Consider the following 17897-nt stretch of genomic DNA (forward strand, 5'->3'; position numbering starts at 1 on the left):
AGTTAGAATTTCGCCCTGTCATCCCCAAGTATACTTGGGGACGGGTTCGAGTCCCGCTGTGACCCCAACTTGTTGGTGGTTCCAGACCGCCAAAATGCCTGCGAAAGCAGGTATCTCTATTAGAACAGAGAATAACAAAGTTGTGTTGTCCGCGAAAGCGGCAGGTCTGTAGTAGGGCCAATCCTGCAAAGTGCAGGCAGTGAGAAGCTTTTCCGCCTTTGTCGGAGGGCTTTTTTTGTTTAAAAAGGTTAATGATAGCATTTTTTCTACTGGTAAACGATTTTATTAAAAATTCACTGATATTATTGATACGTTTGCAAGGTTTTAGTGACCTAGTGCCAATAAAATCTGTTGAAATTGGATGAAATACGCATTTTATCGATGAAATGCGTATTTCATCGGATTTATTTCTTTGTACCTTAAATTTGTTGCTTCTTTGGTCTTCCTTTAAAAGCCCCATATACACTTTTCTAGGAAAAATTTAATCCATTTTACTAAAAGGCATTCAATTGCCAGACTTCCCTCAAGGTTTTTGTACTAACAATAACCCTTTTGGCATTGTTATCAATTAATCCATTCCCTCCCTCAAAAAAAGGCTCCGGCCTATGTGTTTAATTAAAGAAACTAATAATAACCCTAAATTGATAACTATGAAAACTTTAAAAACTACTTTACTTCTTGCAGCAGTATTTGTACTAACCATGTCTGGTACTTCTTCTGATCAGGTAATGGATAACGAATTACAGATTAAACAAAACAATAGCAAAAATTTGAATTTGTTGGTGCACAATAGAGATAAAACTAAGTTGCCATCGGCTGGCTTAGCTTTATAAACGAACAATATGCATAAAAAATAAAGACCGTCTAGCTCTTATTGTTAAACGGCTTTTTATTTTATTAAAGGTATTATTCTTAAATAAATTCATTTACTTTGAAATTAAATTAAATTTTTTAAGTAATTGAAGGCTTCTTTTGTATCGTCGTGGCTAATTCTATTCTTAGCTTCAAATCTTTTTTCACAAACAGGAAAAGATATTGAGAGCTTAGATAGTATTCGATCTATTCACAGAAAAATATTTGAATCTGAAAAGTCTATAGAAGAGCGCATTGAACTCGCCAAAGAGGCTCTAACGCTCTCAAAAAAACAAAACAACGATTCATTGTTAATGGTTTCCGGTAGATTGCTATCTTATCAATATTTGATAGCGAATCAGGACGAGGAATTTCTAATACAAACTGATAAATTTTTAAAGCTTGCCAATGCGATGGATGCTGACTTAGAACAAGCGCATTTATCGAATTTTAAAGGTTATTATTTTTATTCCAAACAAGTTAATGATAGTGCCTTTTATTACTATTCAACAGCAGCCGATATTTTTGAATCTTTAGATATGGACTTGTCTTTGTCAGGTGTATTGTTAAATTTATCAGCCATACAACGAACGGAAAAAGATTTTATTGGCTCAGAAGAGAGTGCTATTAAGGCCATTGAAATATTAAAGAAGGCAAAAAAAACAGAAACTATATTAGATGATTTATGGATTTTATATAACGGCCTTGGGATTAATTCCAGAGGACTTAAATTATATTTTAAATCATTAGATTATTTTGATGAAGCCATCAGCATCGCCAATTCCATGGAAGATGGACTTTACAACAAACTTTATTCACTTAATAACAAAGCATACACCTTAAGACAAATAGACAAGTATCAAAAAGCCCTGGATATTTATAATTTCATCTTAGAAACCGAGAATTTATATGAAGATGATCCCGGTTTCTTTGCACTTATTTTAGAGAGTGTTGCCATCACCAAATTCGCCATAGAAAAGGTTCAAAGTGAGGAAATAGAACGATTATTTGATCGAGCCCTAGTTATAAGTGATAGTATTGGTGAAGATGTTACCAAAGTTGGCGTTTTGGTAAGTAAAGCCAACTATTACGAAGGCATTGGGAACAAAGACAAAGCTTTACAGTTTGCCAATGAAACCTACCAATTGGCCAAGCGTATCAAGCAAAATGAAATATTTCTTGAATCTCTTACCATTTTAGCGAGACTTAAGGAAGGTGATGAAGGCAAAAAATACCTAGAAGAACATATCAAATTAAGTGATAGTCTGCTCAATTACGAACGCAATATTCGCAATAAATTTGCCCGCATTAAATTTGAAACAGACGAACTTGAAGCCGAAAACAGACGAATTGCCAGAGAACGCTTATGGCTTTTAGGTTTGTCTATTAGTCTTTTGTTGGCTGCTGTTTTAATTTATATCATCGTGGCTCAACGCGCTAAAAACAAAGAGTTGAAATTCACACAAGAGCAACAGAGGGCCAACGAAGAAATATATAATCTCATGTTGTCTCAACAAGATAAAATTGATGAGGCAAGAGTTAACGAAAAAAAGCGTATCTCGCAAGAATTGCATGATGGCGTTTTAGGCAGAATGTTCGGCGTGAGATTAAGTCTGGACAGCTTAAATTTTAATACAGATATAGACTCCATCAAAACAAGAGCCCAGTATATTAAAGACCTGATGAAAATTGAGCAAGACATTCGTCAGGTGTCTCATAACCTGAACACCGATTTTATCTCGGGTACCGGATTTATCATCATTCTCGAAGAATTGGTTTCAAAACAAACCGAAGCCTATAATCTGGACTATACCTTTAATTTCGACGATTCAATTCAATGGGATACCGTTCCAAACAAAACTAAAATCAATCTTTACCGCATTACTCAAGAATCGCTGCAAAATATTTATAAACATGCCAAAGCAAAACACATTACAATTAGCATAAAACTAATAAATGATGTAATTTGCTTAACAATAAAAGATGACGGTCTTGGTTTTGATACCGGTAAGAGCAAAAAAGGTATCGGCCTCAAAAACATCAACTCTCGTATTACCGAGCTTGGCGGCACAGTTAAATTTAAATCTGAACCAGGAAAAGGAACCGAGGTCATCATAGAAGTACCCATACAAAAAATTGAACATGAGCACGCAAATTAATATCTTAATGGTAGACGACCATCCAATAATCTTAGAAGGCTATCAAAACGTATTAATGGCTACCAAAAAGCCAGAATATGAATATCTCATACACACGGCCAATACTTGCGATGCAGCCAACCAATTACTTCGTAAAAGCGCGAATAACCATCCCTACGACGTTTGTTTTTTTGATATCAGTTTGCCGGTTTCAGAAGATGGTAGCATCACTTCAGGTGAAGATTTGGCATTGATAGCCAGAGACTTGTTGCCGGATGCTAAAATTATAATTCTAACGATGTTTAATGAATCATTTCGAATTCACAACATCATAAAAGCCATCAATCCTGAAGGGTTTTTAATTAAAAGCGATTTAACCTCGTTTGAATTGGCCGAGGCCTTTCAGCATATTTTGCATTCACCGCCATATTACAGTAGTACTGTAAGTAATTTTCTTAAAAGAACAGTTACAAGTAAGGTTTATGTAGATGATATCAATCGTCAAATACTTCATTATTTATCACAGGGTGTTAAAACCAGAAGCCTCACAGAATACGTAGATTTATCTATGAGTGCTATCGAAAAACGCAAAAAACAACTCAAATTACTCTTTGGAGTTGAAGATGGTAAGGACGAAACGCTGTTAAAAGAGGCCCGAGAAAAAGGTTTTCTGTAATAAAAGTGTTAAAATTACGTTTTTTTGCCTTTTAAAAAACGCTTGTATCCCTTGCTATTGTTGAGAATTACGGTTTTTCCGCATCAAGTTTACGGTTTTTCCGCAACAAAAAGTTATTTAGCTATTCTATATTTGACATGTCAACAAGATTTTACATATCCCTCAAAAGTTTGTTGAATTAATAGCAAAGAACATAAACCTAACAGCAATCGTTGTTAGGTTTTGTGTTTAAAATAGGTTAGGTCCGTAGGTAATCAAACTTTTTATAAAAAAACCAAAGTAAATAACAGCCACAATAAATTTTAAAAATGTTGAGGCCAAAAAACCTATAAAAGATCCAAAGGCGGCCTTCATTGCATTTTGTCCGGTACTCTTATTGATTAATTCTCCAATTAACGCGCCAATAAATGGCCAGATCACAATTCCAAATACACCAAATACAGGAAAAATAATGGCTACCAATAAGCCTAAGGTAGTTCCTATCATTCCTATTTTACTACCGCCAAATCTCTTGGTGCCAACCGCAGGAATTACGTAATCCAACACCAATACCAGAATGGCTACAACAAGAGTCACCACTAAAAATGTAGTATTGGCAGGTACAATTTTAGTGAGATGCAGTAACAACAAGCCAATCCAGCTTAAAGGCGGTCCGGGTAAAATTGGCAGAAAACTGCCTAAAACACCGGCAATCATAAAAATAATTCCGAAAAAAATAAGTACAAAATCCAAAATCTAAATGTTTATTGATGGGACGCTCAAATGTTAAAAATCTCACTTTAAAACTAAAAAATTAGTTTGAACTAAATATTTAGTTATATTTGTGTTGTTCTAATATGTAAATATACAATAAGATAACAAAAAACAGCCGCTATGATGAAACAACTCACCAAAGCCGAAGAAGAAATTATGCAAGTGTTATGGCAACTTAAAAAAGCCGGAGTAAAAGAGGTTTTAGATGAATTACCAGAGCCAAAGCCCGCTTATAACACGGTATCTACCATTATAAGGATTTTAGAGAGCAAAGACTTTGTGTCTTATGAAAAGGTTGGGAAAAGCCATTTGTATTTTCCCTTGGTGCAAAAACAAGAATACAGCAACCAGAGCATCAATAAAATTGTAGAAAATTATTTTCAGGGTTCGTTTAAAAGTATGTTGTCTTTTTTTGTGAAGAAAAACGATATAGACCTTAAAGACCTGGAAGCCGTTTTAAAAGATATTAATAAAGAGAAGTAACATGCTCAATTACCTGTTTCAAATAGTATTATTTCAGTTGTTGTTTTTATTGATTTACGATGCATTTTTAAAGCGCGAAACCTTTTTTAATTACAACAGGTTGTATCTTTTGGCCACTGCAGTTTTAAGTTTTGTGTTACCATTGGTACAGTTGCAAGTCTTTGCCAATAGCATACCCGAAGTTCTTGTTATTAACTTACCCGAAGTGGTTATTGGTAATGTAGATACCACAAAATCAATAGCAAGCTCTCAAACTGCTAGTGAAATTACGATGCAGGGAAATTGGCAATGGATGTATGTTATTTACGCTGGAATGCTTATTGCCACCTCACTTTTTGTTATCAAGTTGTTTAAACTGCTTTATCTCATTGAAAAAAATCCAAAGCGCTGGCACGGCGATATTTTATTAATCAAACTCTTAAAAAGTACGGCTGCTTTTTCATTTTTTAACCGTGTTTTTATTGGCGATGCTATTGCTGAAACAGAGCGAAACACCATTTTACAACACGAAATGGTGCATGTTAACCACAAACACAGCATCGATTTGTTATTTTTTGAAGTGCTCAGAATTGTCATGTGGTTTAATCCGCTCATCTACCTTTATCAAAGCAGAATTACAGCTTTACACGAATACATTGCCGATGCTGAGGCTACCAAAAATCAGGACAAACAGCTGTATTATCAAAACCTGTTGGCGCAGGTGTTTGACACCAATAAAATTTCATTCATCAATCCATTTTATAAACAATCATTAATCAAAAAACGAATCGTTATGTTAAGTAAATCAAAGTCAAAACAATTGCATTTAATCAAGTATGCTTTGCTCATTCCCACGGTAATTGGAATGCTGATGTATACATCGTCTCAGGCTCAGGAAATCAAACCTGTTACTTCTGAGGAAGTTGAAAATTTGAGTGATGAGGAAATGATAAATAAATATTATCAAGAATTGGAACTTCTTAATTCCAAAGGAGTCCAACTTCTTGAAATTTCCAGGGCATATACAGGCAAAATGGATGAGTATCTCTTGTCTAAAGAAGATTTTTATAGACAAGCAGCATATTTTAAATTTATCTCTAATGTAATCAGGAAGCATGATGACAGTCTAAAAAAAGTAGATGTTAACCATAAATCACTACCCTTTAAAGAGGATGAGGCATACAAAAATTACGAATCTTATTTAAAGTATAAAAGTACCGAAGAGGCCAGGAAAAAATGGGATGAAATGAATAAGAGAAATAGTCTAATGGTGATTCTTAAAGACATGAAAAGTTTGACTGACTCAGAACGTTCAGAAATCCTTGATAAGTTAAATGATATAAAGAAAAATTCTAGTTGGAGATCATTGGTCGTGCGCAATGCTGAAAATACGTTAAACTATAAAGTAACTGCCGATAATTATGACTTTTTAGGAAAAGTTCTTCAGGACCAAAGACTTGATGACGCCATAAATAAAATGTCAAATAACGTTACAAATCTAACTGAAATTCCCTACGCCGTTGTAGAACGCGTTCCCGCATTCGAAGGTTGCGAAATACTTCCAACCAATCAACAAATTAAGGAATGTACAACGCAAAGTATGTCGCAGTTTGTCAATAAGAATTTTGATATTTCCATTGCAGAAAAAGCGGGTTTAAAAGGTAGACAGCGTATTGCCGTCGTGTTTAAAATTGCCGATGACGGCAACATCATCGATGTAAAAGCACGCGCTGCACATCCCGATTTAGAAGCCGAAGCCAAACGGGTTATTGAAAGCATTCCACCATTGACACCAGGTCAGCAAAAAGGTGAAAATATAACTGTTCAATACTCGTTACCAATAATATTTCAAATAGGTGTATAACATTTTACAATTTTTTATTTTAGTACTCTGTGTATCTCTTCATGCACAAGATGCGGTAATGCAAAAGGCCGATAGCTTAATGGCTTTGGGTAACTATTCCAAAGCCATTGAGCTTTACAAAACACATGAAAATCCTACAACCGTCAATCAAAAAATAGCAAGTGCCTACGAGGCCATCGGAAATTATAACCAAGCTGCGCAATATTATCAGTTTGCCATCAACAATCAACCTGAAAATACTTTGCTCAATTACCAATATGGTAAATTACTGTCGAAAATAAAAAAGTATCCCGAAGCCAAAACGGTGTTTTCTGATTTGGTAAATAAAGACCCTAAAAACCCCAATTTTTTGTTTGAATTGGGACTTCTCTACGAAAAAACCAACGATACTTTAACCTTGCCAACCTTCCAAGAGGTGTTTAAGTTAGACAATAACCATCAAAAAGCTATTTTTAAAATCGCCAGAAATCATCTGGTCAAACGCCGGCACGATTCGGTAAGTTTTTATGTAGACAACGGATTAAAAACCTATCCTGAAAATTTGGAGCTTATCAGTTTAAAAGCCCAGAATTACTATTGGTTACAACAATATGAAAATGCTATTAACTGGTTCGAAAAACTAATTGACTTAGGCGAAAGCTCACAGCAAATTCACGAAATGCTGAGCTTTGCTTTCAAAGAAAATTACGATTACGATTTGGCGATAAAACAATTGGAAATAGCACTCAAATACGACCCTAAAAATGCCGATAACCTGTTTAGAGTTGGGCAATACTATCACAAACTTAGTGATAATGAAAATGCCGAAAAGTACATGAATGCCGCTTTGTTATTAATGGATCAGCCATTGGATAAAGAATACAGGGAGTTAGCTGTTGTATATAATTTTCAGAAAAAATATGCCGAGGCTATTCAGGTATTAAACAAGTCCATTAAAGAAAACCCAGATAACGAATACACGCATTTTATTTTGGCTTACACTAAAGAAACTTATTATGCCGATTTACAATCTAAAATTGAGGTATATAACAAGTATTTAGAAAAGTTCCCCAACGGTCAATTTAAACCCATGGTTGAAAGACGCATGGCCGATCTCAAAAAAGAACAGTTTTTAGAAGAAAACTAAAGCTGTTTTTTCTTTTAAAAAAATTGTACTTTCGGCATGAGTTATATGCCAATGAAATACTTAAGTCTTCTTTTAGTCGCTTTACTGATGTCTTGCAGTTATTTTGAAAAAAATAAACTGGATACTCAGACTCTAGTTGAAGAAGAACTGCAGAGTATTAACTGGAGCGATGTAGATGTTTACCCAAGTTTTCCAAATTGCGAAGAGTTATCAAGTAGCACCGATAAAAAGAACTGCTTTCAGAATACCTTAATTAATCACATTAATAAAAATTTATCTCAGCACGTTTTGGTAGTATCAGAAACTATCAACGATACAGTTTTGCTGACCTTAAATTGTAGTAGCACCGGGCAACTTTCAATAGAACATACTCAAATAAAACCCGAAACCAAAGCGCAACTCCCAACCTTGGACAGTATTATTTTATCAGGGTTTGATAGTTTACCAAAGTTGTATCCTGCCATTAAAAGGAGTCAGCCCGTGGCAACGCAATTCACCTTACCAATTGTGATTAAAACAGATTGAATTAGATTATAAATTAAATCGGTAACCAATGGTAAGATCTACCGGAAAATTACCTTGATTATCAATTAGCAGCGCAAACAATTCGTTAAAACCAATGGTGATAAAATGACCTTCGGCTATCCTGATATCGGCGCCTAAACCAAACATCAATGGTACATCAAAAGAGGTGGATGATTCATTGTTAATTAATAACGGATTAGTTTCATTGGGTAAATTAGAGTCTGTAAAACTTAAAGTGGCAAAAGTAAAATTTCCAAAAATATTAAAGGGTTTGGTTTTTATAAACCTGAATCTGTAACCCAGCGAAATTTCGGTAGTACGAAATTTAAAATCGTCACTTTCAAAAGTATTTCGTAATTGCAAATAACCCGAATGTCTGGGCATGCTGGTGGCTTCAAAAATTTCCAGTTCGCCGCCAATGAGTGTATTTTTAATGTTTTCGGGGTTATTTACAAAAGGATGATTCGTGATTCCACCAAAAACAGCCACGCGTGTTTGTAATTTATTTTTGAAGTTTTCAGACACATAAGTATTGTCAATGTTGGTATTATAGGCGTTTAAGAATTTTCGCAAATCAACCAAGGTTAGATTTAGTTTATTAGTGTCTAAATTGTTATTGGTGAGTTCTTTTAAAGTTTGTTTATATTCTTCACTGAACTTGTTGTCTGCGCCTCTTGTGTTTTTTAGCTCAATAATATCGCCGGTCGCAGTTCTCACAAAATAACGGTATTGGTTATTGACAATATTCCAGAGTAAATCCAATTCGCCTTCAATATCTGTCTTTAGCTCTAAAGTTTCGTTGTTAATAGTATAAGTTTCCTGTGCAAATACCGCTGAAAGCGATATTAATAAACCAACAAATAATAAAAAGCGTTTCATGGCGGTCAGGATTTTTCGTCAAGCTAAGCTACCAAAAATAAATCAATTATTGAAGGTTCTTTCTTTCCATTCAAAAGTTTTAAAAAATGATGTCAAAGCAGAAATTACAACAAAAAACGGATAGATAATTGCCGATAAAGCATAATACTTAAATGCTTGGGTTTGCCGCATGAATTGTGCTGTTTGATAAAGCGGTAAAGCATCAATCAATAACTTTCCAATCCAGATAAAAATAATGGTTTCAATTTTCAAAATCCCAAATGCCAAAAATGGTAGAGATATTACCAAACTAAGGTTTACTAGAAAAACGCTTAAAGCCAAAAATTTAGGAAAATAACCTCGATAGGCTTTTGTTTTTGAAGCCCATCGAATTCGTTGCGAAAACAAGTCTTTTAAGTTATTTACCGGAAAGGTTTCAACAATATGCGCTTTGGATTTTAAATAGTTAACGTTGAATTTTTTCTGTTGAATCACTTTTTGAAGTAAAAACACATCATCGCCACTAGCCATGTTTGAATTGCCTTCAAATCCGTTGATTTCTTTAAAAACCAAGCGTTTATATGCCAAATTAGCACCATTACACATAAAAGCTTTGTCTATACCAAAAGCACCAATGGTAATGGCTTGCAAACTCAAAAAATCTAAGGCTTGAAAATTTTCAAAAAAAGAAGTATTCGTGCGGTATGCCACAGCCGAAGCAATAAAATCGACCTCATTACTTAGTATAAAACTATTTAAAATAGAAAGCCAATTTGTTGGTAAAAGGCAATCTGCATCTGTTGTTACAATCCACTCAAAATTACTTTGATTGATGGCTGTTGTAATAGCATCTTTTTTAGGTGATTGAGTAGAGCGCTGATTGTTAGTAATGCTAATATTTAATGCGCACTCTTTTTTAAAATTATTGATAATTTCTACTGATCTGTCCTTCGAAGCGTCATTTACAAAACATAATTCAAACAAGTGAATTGGATAATCTATCAACGCTAAACTTTGTAATAATTGCGGTAAGTTTTCGGCCTCATTTCTGAAAGGAATAATAATTGAAAACCTGGTTTTTGCATCTGTGATTTCAGATTCAAACAATTTAACTTTATGAAATCCAACGCATAAAATTATAATAAACAATATATAAATACCGAGATTGATGTAAAAGGCCGCATCCATAACTAAAAGGCTCTGGCGGTTTTCAAATTGAAAAGATACACACTACCAAACATTGCAGGTATCACCACATTGAGAAACCACATGCAGGTTACGGCACTTAAAACTACAATGGCCGGCACATTAAATAGTCCAAAAATAACCATAGCAATACCACCTTTTACGGCCGCATCAAACAATTGAAACACCGGAACTACAGAAGCTAATAAATACATAGCCGAAATGCCTGCCATAGCATTTAAATATGATAGATCTGCTCCGCATAAATTCAATAAAAAATAAAGCTGGAATGAAAACACCAAATATCTTGTTATTGAAAGAGTTGCAATTTTTGTGTGTCCCTTCAAAGAGTAATTCTGAATGAATTTTATAATTTCAGAAATGGAAACGCCTTGAATCCGGTAATTTTTTAATCGAGAGGCAAACATAATAAGTGCGAAAAAGCCAATCGGTATTAAGAAATGCCAGGGCTCATATTTGAAGGGTTGGTAATTAAATTGAATAATTAATAGAAGTATTCCAAAAAGACCAAAAATAACGGTCGTTGCCATTTGCCAGAAGTTCCCGACTAAATTAAGTAACATGATTTTTCCTCTTAAGTGATTTGGATAAAACAATGCTTTGGCTCCATAATCCCCAATTCTGTTAGGTGTAATCAAAGAAACTGTCAATGCAGTAAGACTTTGTTGTAAAGCCAATCTGAATGACAGATCACTTACTTTCGTAACTAGAAGTTGCCATTTTTTAATTTCTAAGAACCAATTAAAAATGCTTAAAATCATCAAAAAAAATGTGATTTGAGCGGAATAAATACGATTTTGGACTAAAATCGACCAAAAATCGCTAAAACTTAACTGTTGGTTAAGTGTGAGTTTTTGGATAATAACAAAAAAAGCCCCGCTAATGATACTTAATTTGATAAGTACAAAAAAGAATTGTTTAGATTTGTAAGGCAGGTTGTTAAGCATGTTGCAAATTAAATTAAATATTATCAAATGAAAGCTTCGAATAAACTTATATTACTCTTATTAATTGCGGTATGTAACTTACATTCTAGTAATGCGCAACGCGACACCCAACGTTGGACCGGCCAGATTGCTGTAGGCATAAATAATCCTATTGATGACGGCACTAACGATGGCTATTTTACAAAATACGCCAATATTCCAACTATAAATATTGGTGTTCAGCACATGTTCAAACCCGATTGGGGCGCCAGATTAGATTTGGGATTTAACCGCGCTTCTAATGCCGACGGCTCCTTAGAATTTAAACTTAATTACACGCGTGTTAATACGCAAATTGTTTATAATGCCACTAATGTTCTAGGATTTTTACCCGAGCGACTTGAGGTAGTCGCTCACGCGGGTCCCGGACTAAGTTTTACGAGTCCGCTGGCACCGTACAACAATAACACTTATACTTATTTGAATCTCCTAGCCGGAGGCGAAATACACTATAGACTATCTCGTGGCGTTACCATCTTTACAGATTTGTCGTATGCGTTATCGCTGGCGGGCAATGACAAATACGACGTAAATGTTGATGGTTTTTCGTTTAATGGCGATTTATTATACCTTACCTTTGGGGTTACCTTCGCCTTAAGCGGTTGCCAGTATTGTTAGCATGTCTAAAGAAAAAATTATATTAGGAATTGATCCGGGAACCACTATTATGGGTTTCGGACTCATAAAAGTGGTTGGAAAAACAATGCAATTTATTCAGCTAAACGAACTGGATTTAAAAAAATATGACGACCATTACCTTAAACTCAAGCTAATTTTTGAACGAACCATCGAGTTAATTGATACCCATCATCCAGACGAGATTGCTATTGAAGCTCCATTTTTTGGTAAAAATGTTCAAAGTATGCTCAAATTAGGTCGTGCGCAAGGTGTGGCAATGGCCGCGGGCCTATCGCGAGAAGTACCTATTACCGAATATTCACCTAAGAAAATAAAAATGGCCATTACAGGAAATGGCAATGCCAGTAAAGAACAAGTAGCTAAAATGTTACAAAGTTTATTAGGGATGAAAACTTTACCAAAAAATTTAGATGCCACCGATGGTTTGGCAGCTGCGGTTTGTCATTTCTACAACGAAGGCAAAGTTGAAGGCACAAAAAGTTATACAGGTTGGGCAAGTTTTGTAAAGCAAAACGAAAAGCGAATTAAATAGTAATGTCCGGTATCTACATCCATATCCCATTTTGTAAACAAGCTTGTTACTACTGCGATTTTCACTTTTCAACTTCTTTGAAAAAGAAAGACTTAGTGGTAGAGGCCATTGTTAAAGAGCTTAAGATGCGTCAAGCAGAATTTAAGAATGAGCGCGTTGAAACCATTTATTTTGGTGGCGGTACACCAAGTTTGTTGAGCTTTCATGAAATAGATAGTATTATTAATACCGTTTATAAATTTTACAAAGTCAACACCAATCCTGAGATTACTTTAGAAGCCAATCCCGACGACTTATCAAAAGAAAAAATAAAAAAACTGTCTAAATCGGCAATTAATCGATTGAGTATAGGTATTCAATCCTTTTTTGAAGAAGATTTGAAATTGATGAATCGTGCGCATAACGCTAAAGAAGCCAAAGCTAGTATTACAGCAGCTATGAAGCATTTTAACAATGTATCTGTAGACTTAATTTACGGTATTCCCGGTGCCTCCCATAAACGTTGGATTAAAAATATAGAAACCACCTTGTCTTTTAATGTGCCACACATTTCGAGTTATGCGCTTACGGTAGAGCCAAAAACTGCTTTAAAAAAGTTTATTGATAAAGGGGTGATTGAAAATGTAGATGATGAGCAGGCACAACAACAATTTCAAATTTTGTTAGAGCACTTAGAAGTAGCAGATTTTATTCATTACGAGTTGTCGAATTTTGGAAAGGAAGGCTTTTTCAGTAGAAACAATTCGGCCTATTGGCAAGGTAAAAGTTATTTAGGTATTGGTCCGTCGGCGCATTCTTTTAATGGCCATGAGCGCAGTTGGAATATTAGAAATAATTCAATTTACATCAATTCAATTAAAAATGAAATACTGCCTAGCGAAGTTGAAACACTCACAGTCACCGATAGGTACAATGAATATATTATGACAGGTTTGCGCACCATTTGGGGTGTTTCAGTGGACAAAGTAGAAATGGAATTCGGTAAGACTCATAAAAATTATCTCTTAAAACAAGCCCAAAAGCATATCAACGAACATTTATTGTATCTTGATGATGATAAATTACTCACCACAAAAAAGGGTAAGTTCTTAAGTGATGGCATTGCCGCTGATTTGTTTTTGTTGAATTTGTAATATTTGAAAACTATGAAAGCCACCATACAAACCAAAACCAATAGTTTTAAGGTTGATTTATCGCAACCTATAGATATTTCCATACCACTAAATGCCTCAGAAAAAAACGTTAATGCATGGTATTTGGGTGCGCCAAAAATTGCACCTGCTCAACTTGGAAACTGGATTGGCAGTATTAAAAATGGCGCATCGGTAAATTTTAATACTATTGAATTTAATCCGCATGCACATGGCACCCACACAGAATGTATTGGGCATATTACCGAAGAATTTCATTCTGTCAATCAAAATTTAAAACAATTCTTCTTTTTGTCCGAATTGATTACCATTGCGCCCACAAAGTTGAAAACAGACTTTGTAATTTCAAAAAAACAATTGCAATTTGCTTTGGCCGGTAAAAAGCCAGAGGCTTTAATTATAAGAACCATTCCCAATACTTCAGAAAAGTTAAGTCAGCAATACTCAAATACCAATCCGCCCTATTATTTGGAAGAGGCAGCGCTTTACTTAAAATCGATTGGTGTTAAGCATTGGTTGGTTGATCTCCCTAGTATTGACAAAGAAAAAGACGAAGGTAAATTGTTAGCGCATCATGCCTTTTGGAATACTTCGGGCAATATAAGATTGGATGCCACCATCACCGAGTTTATTTTTGTGCCCAACCATGTGGCTGACGGCTCATATCTGTTAAATTTGCAAATAGCTTCGTTTGAAAACGACGCAAGCCCCAGTAAACCAACGCTGTACAAAATCACAGACTAATGGAAGCATTTTTAGGAATTATTATAGGTGTCTTAATATCAGGATTGGTCTGGTATTACATCAAAACGAAACAATCTGAACAACTTACAAGAACGCAATCTGTAATACTTTTAGATAAAATTAAAAGGGTTTGTAAGTTTATCACGGTAGAAGGCGATTTCACCGAAATTTACCATCACGAAGATGTCAAAGAGAAGTTTCTTAAACTACTCAGCAGCAAGAAGAAAGCATTGATTGTTATCAGGGCCAAGGCGCATATTGGCTTTGACTTGAGTAAAATAAAAATGACAGCCAATGGCAAGTCTAAAATCGTTATTTTATCGCAATTTCCGCAACCCGAAGTGCTTTCCATAGAAACCAATCTCAATTATTACGATATAAAAAACGGAGTTTTTAACAAATTTGAAGCTGAAGACCTAACAGCACTGACTGCACAAACCAAGGAACACATTATGAGCAAAATTCCGGAAAGTTCGTTGTTTAATGCTGCTCAAAACGAAGCCTTAGAAGCTATTAACATCATGCAGCATATTGTAGAAACCATTGGCTGGAAATTAGATTATTCGGCCTTAGAAATAGAGTCACAAACTTCTAAGAAGCTAAAATGAATATTGAGCAATACAGAACTTATTGCCTTAGTAAAAAAGGAGTAACCGAGCACTTTCCTTTTGATGATGATGTGCTGGTGTTTAAGGTTGGCGGAAAAGTGTTTGCTTTGGCATCACTATCTCAATGGGAAAAGGGCGATGCATATATCAATTTAAAATGCGACCCCGATTACGCCGAAGAATTAAGAGCCGAATACAACAGCATACAACCCGGTTATCACATGCATAAAAAGTTGTGGAACAGCGTTTATATTCATACAGGTGAATTATCTCCAAAATTGATTGTAAAATTAATCGATCATTCCTATGAATTAATTCTTCAATCACTGCCAAAAAAGTTGCGAGAATCGCTCTAAATTGCATTAAAATAAAAGACATGAATATAAATCCAATACTTCAGGAAAGAAGTAATAATTGCTGCGAGTTATGTAAATCAGATTCAACTTTACATTTCTATAAATTACCACCGTCGCAAAACCAAACTGTTGATAATTCGGTATTGATTTGTAAAAATTGTCTCGATCAAATTGAAGGTGTTAAGCCTTTAGATGCGAATCACTGGCGCTGTTTAAACGACAGTATGTGGAGCGAATTTCAACCTGTTCAAATTCTGTCCTGGCGCATGCTCAACCGACTCAAATCTGAAGGTTGGCCACAAGATTTGCTTGATATGATGTATTTAGACGACCAAGCATTGGCCTTTGCCAAATCTGCCGGCGACGCAGAAGACGAATCAACCAAAATTGTTCATAAAGACGTAAACGGTGTTATTCTCGAAGCTGGAGACTCAGTTGTACTTATAAAAGATTTAAAAGTGAAAGGTTCCAGTATTGTGGCCAAACAAGGTACCGCCGTAAGAAATATAAAATTAGATCCCGACAACGAAACCTACATTGAAGGTAAAGTAGATGGCCAGCACATTGTAATTATTACGCAATATGTGAAAAAAGTTTAATAATTTTAACTGAAATAATCCCTTTATGAAAAGCTTTAAACCTTTGGTAATCATTTTTTGCTTCGCATTATTTTCCTTTCAATCACTTTCAGATTCCGACAAATTAAATGCAATTATTGCCAGATACGAAGCAGATAGGGATTATGATTTCGATAGATATGAATCTGTTGAAAACACAGCAAAATATTATAAAGCTGAAGCTGAATTTTCAAAAGAATTAAAAGAAGAATTAGAACAGATTTCAGAAAAAGGTTTATCGGAAACAGAAAAAATTTCAAGAAAGTTGCTGCTGTTTGTTCTACAAGATAAAATAGATTCAAACACTTATAAAACTTATTTAAATACCATTACAAATGAGTCTGCTTTTCATCTCAATTTGAGTAGAATGGGAAACAGAACTTTTAAGAATAAACAACAAGTCGATGATTATTTAGAGCAGCTTAATAAGTTGTCAAAATCTATTAATTATAATATCGAGCTGTTAAGAGCATCAATTAAAGAAGGCATGGCACAACCTCGAGTCGTATTTAACAACTATGATGACACTTACAACAAACATATAGTTTTAGATGTTACCCAAAGTGAATTTTACAAACCATTTCTAAACTTGCCAGAAACATTATCGGCAACTGAAAAAGATTCAATTATAAAGATTGCCAAATTAAGTGTTCAAAAAAATGCCATAGAGGAGTATAAGAAAATTAAAAGGTTTTTTGAAGATGAATATTTTCCAAAAACCAGAAAAGGTTTAGGAATTTCATCAATACCAAACGGTAAAGAGTTTTATCAAAACAGAATCAATTATTTTACAACAAGCACTCAGTACACAGCAGACGATATTCATCTAATTGGCTTGAATGAAGTGGCTCGAATTAAAGCAGAAATGCAAAAAATTATTGATGATTTAGAATTTAAAGGCAGCTTTGGAGATTTTTTAGAATTCCTGAGAACAGACCAACAATTCTACCCTAAAACCGCCGATGAGTTATTGATGTTTGCACGTGACATTGCCAAAAGAATAGACGCCGAACTCCCTAAATTTTTTAAAACTTTACCGAGAAAACCTTATGGTGTTGTTCCGGTACCTGCAGACATTGCACCTAATTATACCGGAGGTCGATATTCTGGTTCTCGCAGCGAAACAACCGCCGGATTTTACTGGGTAAACACCTATAATTTACCAAGTAGAACTCTATATACAATTCCTGCTTTAACATCGCATGAAGCAGTTCCGGGTCATCATTTACAAATCTCTTTAAACAATGAATTACCCGAAACCATACCAAAATTTAGAAGAGATTTATACTTATCAGCTTATGGTGAAGGTTGGGGATTATACGCTGAATATCTGGCCGACGAGATGAATATTTATACAACCCCTTATGAAAAGTTTGGTCAATTAACCTACGAAATGTGGAGAGCTTGCCGATTGGTAGTTGATACAGGAGTGCATGCCAAGGGTTGGACCAGAGAACAAATGTTAGATTATATGGCAAAAAATACAGCGCTGTCAATTCATGAAGTTACAACAGAAACAGATCGTTATATATCTTGGCCAGGACAAGCCTTATCCTATAAAATTGGAGAAATAAAAATAAGAGAACTCAGAAATAAGGCCGAGAAAACTTTAGAAAGTAAATTTAATATTCGTGAATTTCATGAAGTAATTCTTGAAGAAGGAACTGTTACTCTTTCAATAATGGAAAGGAGAATTAATGATTATATTCAAAAAAAATTAATTGAATAATACGCCTAGCTAACCATCTTAAAGTAGATTATAGCCCTAGATATAAAGATGAAGATTCTTTCTGCTTAGGAAGAT

Annotated in this window: 20 protein-coding genes; 15 read left to right on the plus strand and 5 right to left on the minus strand. The window is 34.8% G+C overall.

The window, feature by feature from the left end; all coding sequences use genetic code 11:
* A partial coding sequence (locus FJ651_RS15770; protein ID WP_216746152.1) for a hypothetical protein occupies positions 1–460 on the minus strand: 460 nt, incomplete at its 3' end.
* Positions 461–650: 190 nt separating this feature from the next.
* Here FJ651_RS15770 and FJ651_RS13295 point away from each other — a divergent pair.
* The 3 genes from FJ651_RS13295 to FJ651_RS13305 all read left to right on the plus strand — a co-directional run bounded on the left by FJ651_RS13295 (position 651) and on the right by FJ651_RS13305 (position 3666).
* Positions 651–833 carry a hypothetical protein gene (locus tag FJ651_RS13295; protein ID WP_140991034.1) on the plus strand — a complete coding sequence of 61 codons (183 nt, stop codon included), beginning with the start codon at positions 651–653 and terminating at the stop codon, positions 831–833.
* Positions 834–959: 126 nt separating this feature from the next.
* On the plus strand, positions 960–3011 hold the full coding sequence (locus tag FJ651_RS13300) for a tetratricopeptide repeat-containing sensor histidine kinase (protein WP_140991035.1): 2052 nt from the start codon (positions 960–962) through the stop codon (positions 3009–3011).
* Entirely contained in the window at positions 2995–3666 is a 672-nt protein-coding gene (locus FJ651_RS13305; protein ID WP_140991036.1) for a response regulator, read from the plus strand. Before FJ651_RS13300 ends, FJ651_RS13305 begins: the two co-directional genes overlap by 17 nt.
* 228 nt (positions 3667–3894) lie before the next feature.
* Here the strand turns inward: FJ651_RS13305 and FJ651_RS13310 are convergent, their stop codons facing one another.
* Positions 3895–4398, minus strand: a complete 504-nt coding sequence (locus FJ651_RS13310; RefSeq protein WP_140991037.1) for a DUF456 domain-containing protein — start codon at positions 4396–4398, stop codon at positions 3895–3897.
* Between the two features lie 144 nt (positions 4399–4542).
* Between FJ651_RS13310 and FJ651_RS13315 the strand changes: the two genes are divergently transcribed.
* The 4 genes from FJ651_RS13315 to FJ651_RS13330 are packed head-to-tail and all read left to right on the plus strand — an operon-like array spanning position 4543 to position 8396.
* Complete coding sequence (locus FJ651_RS13315) at positions 4543–4902, plus strand: BlaI/MecI/CopY family transcriptional regulator (protein ID WP_140991343.1); 360 nt, start codon at positions 4543–4545, stop codon at positions 4900–4902.
* A 1-nt stretch (position 4903) separates the two neighbouring features.
* Positions 4904–6745: a M56 family metallopeptidase gene (locus FJ651_RS13320; RefSeq protein ID WP_140991038.1), complete on the plus strand. Its 1842-nt coding sequence runs from the start codon at positions 4904–4906 to the stop codon at positions 6743–6745.
* 58 nt (positions 6746–6803) lie between these two features.
* Positions 6804–7871: a tetratricopeptide repeat protein gene (locus tag FJ651_RS13325; RefSeq protein ID WP_216746153.1), complete on the plus strand. Its 1068-nt coding sequence runs from the start codon at positions 6804–6806 to the stop codon at positions 7869–7871.
* 51 nt (positions 7872–7922) lie between these two features.
* Positions 7923–8396 carry a hypothetical protein gene (locus tag FJ651_RS13330; RefSeq protein ID WP_216746154.1) on the plus strand — a complete coding sequence of 158 codons (474 nt, stop codon included), beginning with the start codon at positions 7923–7925 and terminating at the stop codon, positions 8394–8396.
* Positions 8397–8402: 6 nt separating this feature from the next.
* Here FJ651_RS13330 and FJ651_RS13335 read toward each other — a convergent pair whose 3' ends face one another.
* The 3 genes from FJ651_RS13335 to FJ651_RS13345 are packed head-to-tail and all read right to left on the minus strand — an operon-like array spanning position 8403 to position 11221.
* The gene (locus tag FJ651_RS13335) at positions 8403–9275 is read right to left on the minus strand and encodes a hypothetical protein (protein WP_140991041.1); all 873 of its coding nucleotides are present in this window, start codon (positions 9273–9275) and stop codon (positions 8403–8405) included.
* A gap of 42 nt (positions 9276–9317) precedes the next feature.
* Positions 9318–10442 carry a glycosyltransferase family 2 protein gene (locus FJ651_RS13340; protein WP_140991042.1) on the minus strand — a complete coding sequence of 375 codons (1125 nt, stop codon included), beginning with the start codon at positions 10440–10442 and terminating at the stop codon, positions 9318–9320.
* A gap of 2 nt (positions 10443–10444) precedes the next feature.
* Positions 10445–11221: a hypothetical protein gene (locus tag FJ651_RS13345; protein WP_140991043.1), complete on the minus strand. Its 777-nt coding sequence runs from the start codon at positions 11219–11221 to the stop codon at positions 10445–10447.
* Positions 11222–11434: 213 nt separating this feature from the next.
* Between FJ651_RS13345 and FJ651_RS13350 the strand changes: the two genes are divergently transcribed.
* From FJ651_RS13350 to FJ651_RS13385, 8 genes are read left to right on the plus strand one after another with little or no spacing between them, the layout of a single operon-like run.
* Positions 11435–12064 (plus strand): outer membrane beta-barrel protein, encoded by a 630-nt coding sequence (locus tag FJ651_RS13350; protein ID WP_140991044.1) that lies wholly within the window; start codon positions 11435–11437, stop codon positions 12062–12064.
* A 1-nt stretch (position 12065) separates the two neighbouring features.
* Positions 12066–12617, plus strand: a complete 552-nt coding sequence (gene ruvC / locus FJ651_RS13355) for a crossover junction endodeoxyribonuclease RuvC (protein WP_140991045.1) — start codon at positions 12066–12068, stop codon at positions 12615–12617.
* Between the two features lie 2 nt (positions 12618–12619).
* Positions 12620–13750: a radical SAM family heme chaperone HemW gene (hemW, locus tag FJ651_RS13360; RefSeq protein WP_140991046.1), complete on the plus strand. Its 1131-nt coding sequence runs from the start codon at positions 12620–12622 to the stop codon at positions 13748–13750.
* 12 nt (positions 13751–13762) lie between these two features.
* Positions 13763–14512, plus strand: coding sequence for a cyclase family protein (locus FJ651_RS13365; protein ID WP_140991047.1), 750 nt, complete (start codon positions 13763–13765; stop codon positions 14510–14512).
* On the plus strand, positions 14512–15120 hold the full coding sequence (locus tag FJ651_RS13370) for a DUF4230 domain-containing protein (RefSeq protein ID WP_140991048.1): 609 nt from the start codon (positions 14512–14514) through the stop codon (positions 15118–15120). The genes FJ651_RS13365 and FJ651_RS13370 overlap by 1 nt, the downstream gene beginning before the upstream one ends.
* Positions 15117–15476 (plus strand): MmcQ/YjbR family DNA-binding protein, encoded by a 360-nt coding sequence (locus FJ651_RS13375; RefSeq protein ID WP_140991049.1) that lies wholly within the window; start codon positions 15117–15119, stop codon positions 15474–15476. The genes FJ651_RS13370 and FJ651_RS13375 overlap by 4 nt, the downstream gene beginning before the upstream one ends.
* A gap of 20 nt (positions 15477–15496) precedes the next feature.
* Positions 15497–16075 (plus strand): PhnA domain-containing protein, encoded by a 579-nt coding sequence (locus FJ651_RS13380; RefSeq protein ID WP_140991050.1) that lies wholly within the window; start codon positions 15497–15499, stop codon positions 16073–16075.
* Between the two features lie 25 nt (positions 16076–16100).
* Positions 16101–17822 carry a DUF885 domain-containing protein gene (locus FJ651_RS13385; protein ID WP_140991051.1) on the plus strand — a complete coding sequence of 574 codons (1722 nt, stop codon included), beginning with the start codon at positions 16101–16103 and terminating at the stop codon, positions 17820–17822.
* Positions 17823–17897 lie beyond the last annotated feature (75 nt).

Source organism: Paucihalobacter ruber (assembly GCF_006494535.1).
Classification (GTDB): Bacteria; Bacteroidota; Bacteroidia; order Flavobacteriales; family Flavobacteriaceae; genus Paucihalobacter; species Paucihalobacter ruber.

Coding starts and splice junctions, on each gene's coding strand:
- FJ651_RS13350 (WP_140991044.1), top strand. CDS start 11,435: ATGAAAGCTTCGAATAAACTTATATTACTCTTATTAATTGCGGTATGT.
- FJ651_RS13330 (WP_216746154.1), top strand. CDS start 7,923: ATGAAATACTTAAGTCTTCTTTTAGTCGCTTTACTGATGTCTTGCAGT.
- FJ651_RS13345 (WP_140991043.1), bottom strand. CDS start 11,221: ATGATTTTAAGCATTTTTAATTGGTTCTTAGAAATTAAAAAATGGCAA.
- hemW (WP_140991046.1), top strand. CDS start 12,620: ATGTCCGGTATCTACATCCATATCCCATTTTGTAAACAAGCTTGTTAC.
- ruvC (WP_140991045.1), top strand. CDS start 12,066: ATGTCTAAAGAAAAAATTATATTAGGAATTGATCCGGGAACCACTATT.
- FJ651_RS13370 (WP_140991048.1), top strand. CDS start 14,512: ATGGAAGCATTTTTAGGAATTATTATAGGTGTCTTAATATCAGGATTG.
- FJ651_RS13295 (WP_140991034.1), top strand. CDS start 651: ATGAAAACTTTAAAAACTACTTTACTTCTTGCAGCAGTATTTGTACTA.
- FJ651_RS13320 (WP_140991038.1), top strand. CDS start 4,904: ATGCTCAATTACCTGTTTCAAATAGTATTATTTCAGTTGTTGTTTTTA.
- FJ651_RS13375 (WP_140991049.1), top strand. CDS start 15,117: ATGAATATTGAGCAATACAGAACTTATTGCCTTAGTAAAAAAGGAGTA.
- FJ651_RS13380 (WP_140991050.1), top strand. CDS start 15,497: ATGAATATAAATCCAATACTTCAGGAAAGAAGTAATAATTGCTGCGAG.
- FJ651_RS13305 (WP_140991036.1), top strand. CDS start 2,995: ATGAGCACGCAAATTAATATCTTAATGGTAGACGACCATCCAATAATC.
- FJ651_RS13365 (WP_140991047.1), top strand. CDS start 13,763: ATGAAAGCCACCATACAAACCAAAACCAATAGTTTTAAGGTTGATTTA.
- FJ651_RS13325 (WP_216746153.1), top strand. CDS start 6,804: ATGCAAAAGGCCGATAGCTTAATGGCTTTGGGTAACTATTCCAAAGCC.
- FJ651_RS13385 (WP_140991051.1), top strand. CDS start 16,101: ATGAAAAGCTTTAAACCTTTGGTAATCATTTTTTGCTTCGCATTATTT.
- FJ651_RS13340 (WP_140991042.1), bottom strand. CDS start 10,442: ATGGATGCGGCCTTTTACATCAATCTCGGTATTTATATATTGTTTATT.
- FJ651_RS13335 (WP_140991041.1), bottom strand. CDS start 9,275: ATGAAACGCTTTTTATTATTTGTTGGTTTATTAATATCGCTTTCAGCG.
- FJ651_RS13315 (WP_140991343.1), top strand. CDS start 4,543: ATGAAACAACTCACCAAAGCCGAAGAAGAAATTATGCAAGTGTTATGG.